Raw genomic sequence first — 12038 nt, forward strand, 5'->3', positions numbered from 1 at the left:
CCGCCGTGTGCCGGGGGCCGTAGTGCTTCGACGCCGCTTCCCCTGCCCTGCGGGAAGCACGCCGTCGGTGCCGATCGAAGGGCCCGCTTCACCAGTGTGCTGCTGCGGGAATCATGGCCTCTCCCTACGTGGACCGCTCATCGGCCGGGGGTGGGTCGCGCCTTGGGCCTTCCGCGTAAAGCCGCCGCAGGGCACGCCGCAGCGCCCGCTGCATCCGCTCCGGGAGCGGCTTGCCCTCCCAGGCGGCGACCATGGCCGCGGCCACCTCCGAAAGTTTGGTGTTGGACTGCCGAGAGATGTCGACCAGGAGGTCCCTGGCCGTCCCGCGGCTGCAGGGGGTCAGGACCATCATCATGCCGCGGGCCTGGTCGATGCCCGCGCGGCCGGCCAGCGCCCGCCGCAGCTGATCGTTCTCGGCGCGCAGTGCGACGAGATCCTCTCCCGCGGCTGCGTTCCCCCACGTGGCCTCGGCCCGCAGCTTCCAGTAGTCCTCTTGTAGCAGAGTCGTGCGATGCATGACATGCACCTCTCAACGAGTTCGGACTGCCCGGCCCGGCTGAAGCCGTCCGGCACACATGACGGCCAGGTCGCTCCACGAGTCACCCGTGGTGTTCGCGGTACCGGCGGTCCTCGCGCTGCCAGCGCGCCCGGTTCTGGCGGCTGTAGCGGCGGTCCCAACGGTCCTGACGGTCCCGGCGCTCCTGGTAGTCGCGGTAGTCCCCGAGATCGGAACCGCCGCCGTGGCCCCGGCCTCCGCCACGATCGCGGGCGTGCCGGGTCGCGCCGTAGACCAGCACCGCTGCGGCCACCCACCAGATCGGGTGAAGGAAGCCCAGGGCGAACAGGGCGGCGATGAGGATGAGGAGCAGGACGAACACGGTGGGCCTCCCCGGGGTTGGACACTGCATCGAAACCGGGGACCGGGGCCTCACTCCAGAGCGTAGTCCTGCCCAACGGTTGTGGATACCGTGCGAGGTCAGCGCATCTGCCCGGCGTGGGAGGACCACATCCTGCCGACGTCGCCGACCGAGCCGGCCGGACCACCCGCCGAGGCTCCGTTCACCCCGGCGGCCCCTGCTCAGCTCCCCCAACTCCTCAGTGTCGACACAGCGTTGACAAGGGAGGATGCCGGGCGTTGACTGGCAGCACGGTGCAGGGCCATGCCACTCCGGATCATTCGGGCGCGGCATTCCGCCCTCCCGCTTCGCCCGGACCCCGCGGAAATCACGACATCCCCGCGATTCGGAGGCCCGGCAATGATCTGGATGCTTCTCCTTCTGCTGATCCTGGTGGTCTTCGGGTTCGGCTTCACCCTGCAGATCCTGTGGTGGGTCGCCGCCGTCCTCCTGGTCCTCTGGGTCGTCGGCTTCGCCATGCGGGGCCGCGGTGGCGGCCGCCGCCGGTACAGCCGCAGGTAGGCCGTTCCGGAACTCGATCCCGCAGGAGGCTGCCATGAGCGTCGGACGGACCACCAGGCACAGAACCCGAAGCAGTCCGGCGACACGGCCGGTGGCGGTGGGCGCGAAGTCCGCGGCCGGTTCCCCGGAGCGCGAGACGTTGACCGCCGCAGGGCGGGCGGGCTTTGTCGCGGGCGGCATCGTGTACGTACTGATCGGGCTGCTGTCCATCCGGATCGCCGTCGGGAACGGCAGCGGCCAGGCGGACCGGCAGGGCGCACTGCACGAGATCGCGACGCAGCCCTTCGGGAAAGCGATGCTCTGGGCGCTGGTGGTCGGTTTCGCGGCCATGGCGCTCTGTCGGGGAGCCCGCGCCGTGCTCACCACGGGGCCCCGGCGCAAGGCGGGCTCACGCGTGCTGGACGGCGGGCGGGCGGTCTTCTACGCCTTCGTCTGCTGGACCACGGCGGTGTACGCCGCCGGGGGCGGGCAGGGCTCCAGCGGCAATGCGCAGTCGCAGGACTGGACGGCCTCGGCGCTCCAACTGTCGTACGGGCGGGTGCTGGTGGGAGCCGGGGGCTGCCTCCTGATCGGCATCGGCGGGGTACTCGCCGTCCGGGCGGCCCTGCGGAGCTTCCTGAAGCAGTTGGACACCGGCGGCATGAGCCGGCGTACGCAGCAGGTCGTCACCGCTCTGGGCGTGGGTGGGGGGTGGCGCGTGGCGTGGTGTTCGCCGTGGCCGGGGTCTTCGTCCTGGTGGCAGCCGTCCGCTTCGATCCGGACGAGGCCAAGGGCATGGACGCGACGCTCCGGAGCTTCGCGCAGACACCGGCGGGGCCGTGGCTTCTGGTGGCCGTGGCGATCGGGCTGATCCTCTTCGGTGTCTTCTCCTTCGCCTCGGCTCGTCGGCACCGGCTGTGAAGGCTGCCCCGAGACACAGCGGAAGCCGCCTCGGCAGCGTCCACGGAGGCGACAGCCCGCGCCAGGGTGGTCAGGACACCAGCCCGGGGAGGGGTTCGGAGTCGTCGATGAAGGCGCGGGCCACATCGGACAGTCGCCGGTTGTGGGCGCGGGCGTAGCCGCGCAGGGCGGTGAAGGCCCGTTCCATGTCGATGCTCTGGCGTTCGGCGAGTTTGCCCTTGGCCTGTTCGATCAGTACGCGGCTGTTCAGCGCGGTCTGCAGCTGTTCGTTGAGCACGGTGCTTCGGTGGGCGGACCGTTGCTGCAGAACGCTGATGGTGGCGACGTCGGCCAGGGCCTGGGCGATGAGTGTGGCGGACGGGTCGAAGGGGCCGGGCGCGGCGCGGAAGAGGTTCAGGGCGCCCACGGTCTCGTCACGCAAGCGCATCGGCAGGGCCTGTACGGCGCCGAACCCGCTGCGGTGGGCCGCCGTGACGAAGCGCGGCCAGCGCTCGGCCTCCCGCGTCAGGTCGGGGACGATCACCTGTGCGCCGGTACTGAAGCACTCCAGACAGGGGCCCTCGTCGTTCTGGAGCTGGAAGAGCTCCAGCAGGCGGACCTCTTCGTCGGAGGCGGCCATCACGCGCAGTTTGCCGTCCCGGTCGGCGAGCAGCAGCCCGGCGGCGCTCGCGTCGAGCATGCTCACGCAGCGGTCGGTCAGCAGGCGCAGGAAATCGATCAGGTCGAAGTCGGCGACCAGGTTGTCGGCGAGCTCGACGAAGGTCTTGGCCAAAAGCTGCTGATTCATCGTGACACCCTCGATTGAGACTAGTCCCGCCGGGAGGGGGCGGGAAGCGCAGCGCGTTCGTCGGCCTGAGCCGATGGTCAGTTGCCGTTGCCGGTCCGTGTCGGTTCGCTGTCCGGGGAGAAGCGGAGTCGGTGGGCCACCACGTCGGCGGCCACGTCGGCGAGCCGGCGCCCTTGCGTATAGGCGTAGGCGCGGAGCCGGACGAAGGCTTCGTCGATGCCGACTTCGAGCTGGACGGTGAGGACGCCGGTGGCCTGGTCGATCTCCGCCCGGTTTCCGCCGAGGTCCTCGAAGCCGTGGTCCCGTGTCGGTGCGCCGGCCTGCCCGCCCGTCTCGTCGATCCGCGCGTCGAGCAGCAGCAGCGTCGCGAGATCGGCGAACGCCAGCGCGTCGGCCAGCTCCTCCGCGTCCAGCACGGTCGGCACATCGGCGTACAGGTCGAGGACTCCCGGGCTGATCGCCCCGATCTGCAGGGGGAGTGCGAAGACGGCGCGTGCCCCGGCTTCCAAGGCCGCGTCGGCGAACACGGGCCAGCGGTCCTGCACCCCGCCGGTCAGCAGATCGGGGGACAGGACGGCCGAGCCGTGGGCGAAGGCGTCCACGCAGGGGCCCTCGCCCAGGGTGAGCTGGAGTTCCTCCAACTGCCGGCTGATGTCGTCGGTGCCGCACAGCGGATGGCTCGCGGTGGTCCTGGACATCGCCGACGCCCCGGCTCCGCCGACCGGCAAAGCGGCCACGGCGGCAGCGCACACGTCCACCACACCGACCGGGGCGCCGCGGCGGGCCGCCTGCTCGGCGACCAGCACCTGGATGCGGGCCGACCGGCTGTCGGCCCTCATCCGGGCCACCGCGTCCAGGCACCGTGGGCCACGCCCTCCAGCCGCGCCGTGGCGCGTTCCCCGAGGGGGAGTACCAGCGCACGGAACATGGTCGGGCCCGTCGGCCGCCATACCTCTCCCATGTCCAGCCATCCCCAGGAACGGAGCGACGTGAGGGTCGGGTGATCGCCCGGATCCGCCAAGGTGGCGCCGAGGGATGCCTGGTGCCCGCTCAGCAGCCGCTCCTGCAGACGGCGGGCCACGTCCTGGTCCCGCGGGTGTGGCCGGACCAGGACGCTGGTGATGGCGAAGACGCCGCCGGACGCGGTGAGCTGCTCGATGCTCTGCGGCAGTGCTCCGTCGAACCCGAGCCACCAGGTGCCGTCACTGGCCACCGGGAACCCGAAGGCGCATCCCGCCAGGCGGTCCGTCTCCGCGATCACCATGGCGAACCCCGACCGCCGGATGTCGCCGGTGAGACGGTTCAGGAAGTCCTGGCGGCTGCGGTTGTGGTACGCCTCGGCGGCGGACGTCTCCCGGGAGTCGACGTACAGATCCGCCAGCTCTTCGCCCAGGTCCTGCGCCAGCCAGCGGTTCACGTGGCGCAACCGCACCGCGCCCCTGGTGGACGAGTGGCCCGCATGCGGCTCGTGCGGCTGCTCCTGTCCGGGCCGGGCCTTCACCGCACATCGCCCGAGAGGACAGTCACCAGCGGAACACTCCGGTCCGGCCGGGCTGGAGCGACCGGGTCGGGGACGTCCCCGAGAGACGGCGGCAGATGCCCGAGCGGAAGGCCGAGGAGCAGGAAACCGCAGCCGGTGAGGTCGAGGATCCGCCCCAGTGACTGTGGCGGGTTGTGCAGTTGCAGGACCCCGCCGGCCTCCTTGGTCCGCTGCGCGGCGTCGAGGAAGGCGTTGAGGCCGCTGCAGTCGCAGAAGGTCACAGGAGTGAGGTCGACATCGACGACGCGGATGCCGTCGCTCAGGCATCGCGCCAGCACCGCGCACACCAGCGGTGCCGTTTCCAGGTCGATCTCACCGGCCAGGGTGATCAGTGCCCGTTTCCGTCGGTCATGACGATGGATGGTGAGCCGTGGGAGGGGCATGACGCCTCGGTTCCGAAGACCATCCGGCAGCGAGACGAGGACGCCGGGAGCCCGGCTCCTCTTGGCGCACCGCCGGCAGGGGCGTACGTACGGCGGAGGCGGAACGACGGGTGGTCCGAGGGCCTGCGCAACAGGACATGGGGCCCGCCCGGTTCTCTCCAGGGACGCGTCGGATGACGGACGGGAGGTCCGCTCCGCGCAGCCATCTGTGTCGCGAAACGACAAGCCGCCGGGGTCTGGGACGCTTGTACGGCAGCATAGTCCTGGCCCAGTGCGACAGACGGCCGAAGCCGCCTAATCTCAGCATGTGGACGATGTCGAAGTGCCGCGGCGCTGTCATATCCGGTGTCCTGCACGGTACTTGACCCCATGACGGGAAGGCGGCCGCTCGCATCGGACTGAGCTCTGGATCTTTTGCAAGGGCTGCGGCAGGAGGACGTCGGGGCGGTCTCGGCCGTCGGCGTCGCCGGTGCACTGCAATTGAGGCGGGCGGTGGCGGGGCGGCGGGCCGCGACCAGCAGGGCCCCGGTCAGCAGTCGGTGGCGGCGGGGCAGCCGGGCCACGCTGTGGCGCCATTCACCGGCCGGCACGCCGGCCGCGAAACCGATCGCCGTCCTGTTCTTCTGGTGGTCGCAGCGGATGCTGCTCGGCGGGCGGATCGCCTGGAGTGCCCTCGTTCCCGGCCCGGAGGTATCGGCGCTCGGGCTGCTCGGTCTCCGGGTCTTCTCCCAGCTCGTCTTCTCACGGATGTCGTCGTCTTCGGCGGTGCGCTGACCGGCCGCCTGCCGCTCGAGGAACTCCCGCGCGTGGCACAGGCATCGGCCCTCCAGGCCCACGCCGGAAGTGACCCGGGCGCCGGTGACGTTCAGGACGATGGCCGGTGAATCGTCCTGTCCCGTCCAGGCCGCGCTCGTCCGCTGCGCACATCGAATGCCCGGCCCGGGACACTTGCCCTGCCCCGTCACGGTGTAAGACCTGCCCGGCAGGGCACTCGCAGCCAGACAGGAGGTCTGCACGGCCGTCGGCTGTCGAAGCGAACGTCATCCTCGCTCCCCGGTCACACGATGCGCTTCCCGCTGCGGAGCAAGCGCATGACCAGGCTGCGGCCCGGTCTCAGCGGCTCCCCAGGCAGCGCCGAGCCACTGCCTCCTTCGGAGAGAGTTTCATCATGAGCAGCAATACTCGCCCCCTTCTCCCGAAGACCTCGGGCAGCGACTTCGCCCGACTGTCGCGAAAGATCACTGATGCCGGCCTGCTGGAGCGCCGTCCCGGCTATTACGCACTGCGGATCACGGGGGTCGCCGCGCTGTACGTCAGTGGGTGGGCCGCCGTCGCACTCATCGGCGACAGTTGGTGGACCCTGGCGGTCGCCGCGTTCCTGGCCGTGGTCTTCGGCCAGGTCGCCCTTCTCGCCCATGACGCGGCCCACCGTCAGGTGTTCCGTCGACGCCGGGCCAGCGAAGCATCCGGGCGGATCGCCGGCGCCGGCGTCGGGATGAGCTACGGGTGGTGGCAGGACAAGCACACCCGCCACCACGCCAACCCCAACCATGAGGAACTCGACCCCGACCTCGATCCCGACCTGCTGGTCTGGTCCCAGGACCAGGCCCGGGCCGCCAAGGGGCTCCCCCGTCTGATCGGCCGCTGGCAGGCGTTCCTGTTTTTTCCGCTCCTCACCCTGGAGGGGTTCAACCTGCATGTGTCGAGCGTGAAGGCGCTGGCCAACCGCTCGCTCAAGCACCGAACTCTCGACGGTGCCCTGCTGTTCGGACACTTCGCGCTCTACCTGACCGTCCTGCTGTGGCTGCTGCCGCCCGGCATGGCGATCGCCTTCCTCGCCGTCCACCAGGGCCTGTTCGGCGTCTACTTGGGCTCCCTCTTCGCGCCCAACCACAAGGGCATGCCGATCCTGACAGGCGAGGACCGCCCGGACTTCCTGCGCCGCCAAGTGCTCACCTCACGCAACGTGCGCGGCGGCCTGTTCACCGACATCGCACTGGGCGGGCTGAACCACCAGATCGAGCACCACCTGTTCCCGAGCATGCCCAGCCCCAACCTGCGCAAGGCCCGGCCCGTCGTGCGGCGCCACTGCCAGGAGCTGGGTCTGGACTATGCGGAGACCGGGCTGCTCACCTCCTACCGCCTGGCCCTCGCCAGCCTCCATCAGGCCGGAGCACCGCTCCGGCACACCAACGTCGCAGCCCAGGCACCTGCGGCCGCCATCGGCGGCAGTGACGTGTAGCGGACGGCACACCCCGCCAACTCCGCACCCGGATCGCACGGTTACTGCTCTGCCTTCGCTTCCCGCCCGCGCTCCACGACGAGTTGCGCGATCCGTCGGCCTGGAACCGGAGCCGAGGAAGGTCCAACACCTCTCGACGGCACGGAGGAAGCGGAACCGGCGGATGCGAGAGTCGGTGCTGACCGCCCGCGAGTACCAGTGGCCCGCTGCGGCTACGACGGCAAGATCAGCGCGGTGCCGGTCGGGTTGAACGCCGCGCACGTGCGCTGGCGGACCCTCGCGGCCCGGACAATGTCACCAACGCTCCGCGCCTGTGCTCACTGCACCGCAAACTCCTCGACAAAGGCGTCCTCGGCATCGGCGACAGCCACCGCGTCCTGGTGTCGCAGCGCTTCGCCGGCAGCAGCGCCGTCGCCGGCCAACAGGTCATATCGCTCGCGGGCTGCCCCCTTACAGGCCCACAGCCGGGCACCCGCCCGTCGCCGCGGCCCACGACGCTCGCACACCAACCAGGTCTCCCACGACACTCCGCGCGCTGCCACTGCGACCTGTGCAAAGACACAGCCCTCGGCCTCCTGATCGACGCGCTGTGCCCCGTGCCGCCCGCCGGACACAACCGAGTGGACACCGACGACGGCACCAACGTCCCGCTCTGCTGCGCGATTGCGCGGCGCGTCCGCACCCGTCACACAGTCCTTCTCGCACGCGGACGCTACGGCAGGCACCTCCTCGCAGAAGCAGAGCTTCACCGGCGGCTGACCATCGGAGCGTATGCGGGTGGAGCGAGCGCGTGAGCAGCTCGCGGCGGCCGGGGGAACAGAGGACCGGTTCCAGCGCCGATTCCGCCGCCGCGACCGGCTCCGGGCGCACCTCGGCCGCCGCTCACCGGGCGCCCGGGCGGCGAACGTCCGTACTACTGACGCTCGTTGCCGTGCTGGCGGGGGTCGGCGGATTCGCGCTGGGCGCCACCACGTACCCGGTGGAGGAGGCCGGGGAGAACGGGCCGGAGGTCGGTACGAAGGTGGCCGCGAGCCCTTCCCCGACCGTGACCCGACACGCGTATCCGCACGGCCGGCAGGCGGGGCTGCGCGAGGAGCTCACACCGGGACAGTGCGGCCGACCACAAGGCCTTCAGTTGCTCGACGGTACGGCCTGCGACGGCACGAGTGCAGGCTCTCCGCCCGGCGGAGCACCCGTACTCCAGACGGGTGGCCGCCCGCGAGTGCGCCGCCACAGTCGTCCCAGTGACCGGTAGAAGCGGTCCGGCAGGAACACGGCATCCGCGATGATCATCGCGCCGGAGAAGAGGGGCAGCCCCATGAGGACGGCGATGCTCAGGTGCATGCCCAGCAGCATGGTCAGGACCGGGTACTTGAGCCGTCCGAACAGGACGAACGGGAACCCGACCTGCAGCAGCACCGTCAGGTAGCAGGCGATGCTGATCATCACGTCGTGCTCGTCCACCATGAGCGAGAGCTCGGGCCAGGGGCGGAACAGGTCAAGGTTCAGGACGTAGTGGAGGGCGGTGCCGTTGCCCCACGAGCCGCCCTGCACCTTGTACAGACCCGCGGATCCGTAGAGGAAGCAGACCTGGGCCGCGATGACGAACATGCCGCAGTTGTGGAGTACCGCCGTCAGCGTCCGGCGAAATCGACAGAGTTCCTCTGCGCCCGGAGTCATCGGTGCGTGCGGTGTCGTGCCCGCGGAGGTCCGAAGGGAGGTTCTGCGCGCATCCAGCGACCAGCGCCTGCCGCACGCGGTGAAGACGAGGTACAGGGCCATGAGGAGGATCAGGTTGTCCCCTCCGTCGGTCATGAAGATCGCTCTGGCGTGGAACGAGGCCACCACGACAGCGAACAGAACGGACACCGCTCTGGTCCGCCAGCCCAGCATGAACAGCGCCGACGTGACGAGGGCCAACACGTAACAGACCTCGAAGTACGCTCGGCTGTCGGAGAGCGTGAGGATGCTGGCCCACCCCGTCTGGTCGAACAGCTGCCTCGCCAGCTCGGGAGTCCACGGCGACCCGGGGCCCCAGATCTCGTCGCGGTGCGGAAACTCGCGCAACAGGAAGACGAGGTAGAGAAGTCCGTAACCGATGCGCAGGACCGCCGCGGCGTAGAGGGAGACCGGCCGCTCGGCCAGGACGGTGAGGAACGCAACGATCCGGTGCGGTGCGCGTGTCTGCTCAGTTTCCATGGGAGGTCACCTTCCACCACGGCAGATACCGCGTTTCGGGAGACGCCGGTGCGGCGGCGGGCCCGGCGATGGGCACCGTGATCACCCGCAGCTGGACCGACTCGAAGGCGCCGCCCCGATGACCGGAGATGCGTTCTGCGGCGATGTTGGTCAGGTACTTCTGGATCATCAGCGCCCGCTCCGAGCGAGGGCGATCGTCACCACCGTGGGTTTCCACGTACGAACTCCAAGCCCGCCGCAGGGTGTTCTGTGCCGTGTGGCTCGGGAACGCGTTGTGCTTCACCGCCGAGTTGTCGAGGGCCGTCAGATCGAACCAGCCGCTCACCTGCACAGTGCCGTCCGGGACGGTGTGCATGGTCCTCGCCGAAATCTCCCGGTTGACCGACTCGGGATCCGGCGCGAAGAGCCGCCAGTTCTGCTCGAACAGCGGGAAGACCCACGCATCGACCTGACGGCTGTACTGCCGGGAGAGGGGATTCGGTGGTGCCACGTGCAAAAACACGAGGAGGACATGGGTCAGGGCCGTCGCCAGGCAAAGGATCACTGCAGCACTCGTTCCCGCTTTCAGGAGAGCGGGCGAAGGCTTGGCAGGCGGGTGGTGGTGCGCAGAGGTTGTCCCACCCCGATCTCTCCGTTCTGTCGGCTCAACTCGGGTCCTGGCTTCTCTCATCGCTTCTCCTGAGAATTCGCCAACGGCGCGCGACGGAATCGACAACGATCCGCCGCGCGCCGCTCGTTCTGCTCGCTCACATGGAGTCAGGCAGCCTTCTTGTCGTGGCCTTCGTGCTTCTTGTCGTGGCCTTGGTAATCGCTGTCATAGCCGCCCGGCTTCTCGCCATGGTCATAGCCGCCCGGCTTCTCGCCATGGTCGTGGCCACCCGGCTTCCCACCGTAATCGTGGCCACCCGGCTTCCCACCGTGATCGTGGTCTTCGGGCTTCCCACCGTGATCGTGGTCGTGGTCGTGGTCTTCGGGCTTCCCACCGTGGTCGTGGTCGTGCTCATTGCCGCCGGTCCCACCACCGCTTCCACCGCCCGTGACGCTGCCCGTGGTGCCCGCGACGAGGCCGCCCAAGGCGCCTCCGGTGGTTCCGCCCGTCGTCAGGACACCGCCGAGAAGACCACCCAGGGCGCCGCCGGTTCCGCCACCCGTCGGCACGCCGCCGATGACGCCGCCCGTCGTGGTGCCGCCTGTCGTGGTGCCGCCCGTCGTGGTGCCGCCCGTCGTGGTGCCGGCGATCACACCTCCCGTGATCAGGCCACCGGTGGTGCCACCCGTGCCCCCGGCCGCGCACGGCCCCAGGAAGATCCTGTTGGTGTCCAGCGTCACGGCGCCGTTACCGGTACCGCCCGCGTCGGCCAGCAGTCGGCCGTTGATGGTCGCCCCCGTGGTGGCACTGATCGAGGTGTTGGCCAGGATGGTGCCCACGAACGAGGTGTGTGTACCGAGCGTGGCCGAACTGCCCACCTGCCAGAACACATTGCACGGCGAGGCGCCATTGACGAGGCTCACCGTGCTGTTCTCGGCCGCCGTCGTCAGGGTCGAACCGATCTGGAACACCCAGACGGCATTGGCGTCGCCCTGGGCGTCCAGGGTGAGTGTGCCGGTGATCTGTGCGCTGCTGTTCGCCCTGTAGAGGCCCGGCGTCAGTACTTGGCCGCCGAACTCGTGGGGAGCGTCGTTGTACACGACGGGGTTCAGCGACTGTCCGGCGGCCTGGTTGTACGCCGTGGTCAGCTCGACCTTGGCCTGGCCTGCGTGGGCATCGGCAGCGTGCAGAGTCCCGGGCGGCGTCACAACGCCGGGCGGGAACCCGGTGATGGCTGTACCGGGGCTCACACCGACGTTGAGACCATTGACCACCGTGGGGCCGGTATTGGTGACCGTCGCGCCACCCAGTACTCCGTAGGTGGCCAGCGTCGTACCGATTGGCACGGGGGTGGCAATGGCACTTGCGCGCGTCGGCGTCAGAACGAGGACAACGGCGGCGATCACCACAGCCGCTACCGCCGTGATCCACACCGACATGGTGCGCCGTAGCGGCGCATCGGGAATGTTCAGCGTCATCGAGGGGCCAACTCCTTGGTACGGATGAAAATCCTGGCAGTCCCGGTCGCAGAGAATCACCTGTTTGCGGCGTTTGCATATTACTGAGGGGCATGCCGGTCGATGATTTATCTGAGCAAGTTCTCCGGAATCAGGGAACGAACCTCGAAATGCATAGGAATACTTAATAGGCTGGATGGCTCTGAAATATGAACTATCGCCAGAGGCGTCCAGCCGGCACGATCGACGGAGCGGGAGACCGCCGCCAGAGGATCACATGTCACCCATGGTGGGCCGTCGGCCCTATCGGCAGCGACCGAGACGGGACGACTTAATGATCTTTCTATCGCGACGAGAATCCGGTCCACTGTCTGCGCTTATCCGATGAGGGAGGGTCTGGTCGCAACCGCCAAAGCCACGGGCGATACACCCAGCACACTCACACCGACACACCAGGCATCCGGCGCCTGGCAGGCCGCAGGAAGAGCGCGGCCGAGGCAGCGCTCGGAACATTTCCGAGCAG

The 12038-nt window shown here is 69.4% G+C and carries 12 protein-coding genes and 2 pseudogenes; 5 read left to right on the forward strand and 9 right to left on the reverse strand.

Annotated features, from left to right (window positions below; genetic code table 11):
• Positions 1-124: 124 nt before the first annotated feature.
• Positions 125-517 carry an ANTAR domain-containing protein gene (locus ACFYZ8_RS31795; RefSeq protein ID WP_388538745.1) on the reverse strand — a complete coding sequence of 131 codons (393 nt, stop codon included), beginning with the start codon at positions 515-517 and terminating at the stop codon, positions 125-127.
• Positions 518-599: 82 nt separating this feature from the next.
• Positions 600-878, reverse strand: a complete 279-nt coding sequence (locus ACFYZ8_RS31800) for a hypothetical protein (RefSeq protein WP_388538746.1) — start codon at positions 876-878, stop codon at positions 600-602.
• 387 nt (positions 879-1265) lie between these two features.
• On the opposite strand from ACFYZ8_RS31800, the gene ACFYZ8_RS31805 reads away from it, so the two are divergent.
• Positions 1266-1418 carry a hydrophobic protein gene (locus ACFYZ8_RS31805; protein WP_388538747.1) on the forward strand — a complete coding sequence of 51 codons (153 nt, stop codon included), beginning with the start codon at positions 1266-1268 and terminating at the stop codon, positions 1416-1418.
• Between the two features lie 34 nt (positions 1419-1452).
• Positions 1453-2318: pseudogene (locus ACFYZ8_RS31810) on the forward strand (DUF1206 domain-containing protein).
• Positions 2319-2388: 70 nt separating this feature from the next.
• Here ACFYZ8_RS31810 and ACFYZ8_RS31815 read toward each other — a convergent pair.
• The 4 genes from ACFYZ8_RS31815 to ACFYZ8_RS31830 all read right to left on the reverse strand — a co-directional run bounded on the left by ACFYZ8_RS31815 (position 2389) and on the right by ACFYZ8_RS31830 (position 5028).
• Positions 2389-3105: a GAF and ANTAR domain-containing protein gene (locus tag ACFYZ8_RS31815; RefSeq protein ID WP_359039322.1), complete on the reverse strand. Its 717-nt coding sequence runs from the start codon at positions 3103-3105 to the stop codon at positions 2389-2391.
• Positions 3106-3182: 77 nt separating this feature from the next.
• A complete protein-coding gene (locus ACFYZ8_RS31820; RefSeq protein WP_388538749.1) occupies positions 3183-3944 on the reverse strand; it encodes an ANTAR domain-containing protein in 762 nt (253 codons plus the stop codon).
• Positions 3941-4522, reverse strand: a complete 582-nt coding sequence (locus tag ACFYZ8_RS31825) for a hypothetical protein (protein ID WP_388538750.1) — start codon at positions 4520-4522, stop codon at positions 3941-3943. The genes ACFYZ8_RS31820 and ACFYZ8_RS31825 overlap by 4 nt, the downstream gene beginning before the upstream one ends.
• Before the next feature lie 80 nt (positions 4523-4602).
• Positions 4603-5028: an STAS domain-containing protein gene (locus ACFYZ8_RS31830; RefSeq protein ID WP_388538752.1), complete on the reverse strand. Its 426-nt coding sequence runs from the start codon at positions 5026-5028 to the stop codon at positions 4603-4605.
• A gap of 414 nt (positions 5029-5442) precedes the next feature.
• On the opposite strand from ACFYZ8_RS31830, the gene ACFYZ8_RS31835 reads away from it, so the two are divergent.
• The 3 genes and pseudogenes from ACFYZ8_RS31835 to ACFYZ8_RS31845 form a co-directional block, all read left to right on the forward strand.
• On the forward strand, positions 5443-5802 hold the full coding sequence (locus ACFYZ8_RS31835) for a hypothetical protein (RefSeq protein ID WP_388538754.1): 360 nt from the start codon (positions 5443-5445) through the stop codon (positions 5800-5802).
• A 394-nt stretch (positions 5803-6196) separates the two neighbouring features.
• Positions 6197-7270 carry a fatty acid desaturase family protein gene (locus ACFYZ8_RS31840; protein WP_388538756.1) on the forward strand — a complete coding sequence of 358 codons (1074 nt, stop codon included), beginning with the start codon at positions 6197-6199 and terminating at the stop codon, positions 7268-7270.
• Between the two features lie 17 nt (positions 7271-7287).
• Positions 7288-7849, forward strand: a pseudogene (locus ACFYZ8_RS31845) (restriction endonuclease); the annotation flags it as partial.
• 552 nt (positions 7850-8401) lie between these two features.
• Here ACFYZ8_RS31845 and ACFYZ8_RS31850 read toward each other — a convergent pair.
• The 3 genes from ACFYZ8_RS31850 to ACFYZ8_RS31860 all read right to left on the reverse strand — a co-directional run bounded on the left by ACFYZ8_RS31850 (position 8402) and on the right by ACFYZ8_RS31860 (position 11536).
• Positions 8402-9469 (reverse strand): HTTM domain-containing protein, encoded by a 1068-nt coding sequence (locus tag ACFYZ8_RS31850; RefSeq protein WP_388538758.1) that lies wholly within the window; start codon positions 9467-9469, stop codon positions 8402-8404.
• Positions 9459-10139: a DUF5819 family protein gene (locus tag ACFYZ8_RS31855; protein ID WP_388538759.1), complete on the reverse strand. Its 681-nt coding sequence runs from the start codon at positions 10137-10139 to the stop codon at positions 9459-9461. The genes ACFYZ8_RS31850 and ACFYZ8_RS31855 overlap by 11 nt, the downstream gene beginning before the upstream one ends.
• 86 nt (positions 10140-10225) lie before the next feature.
• Entirely contained in the window at positions 10226-11536 is a 1311-nt protein-coding gene (locus ACFYZ8_RS31860) for an ice-binding family protein (protein ID WP_388538760.1), read from the reverse strand.
• Positions 11537-12038 lie beyond the last annotated feature (502 nt).

Source organism: Streptomyces sp. NPDC001668 (assembly GCF_042893155.1).
Taxonomy (GTDB): domain Bacteria; phylum Actinomycetota; class Actinomycetes; order Streptomycetales; family Streptomycetaceae; genus Streptomyces.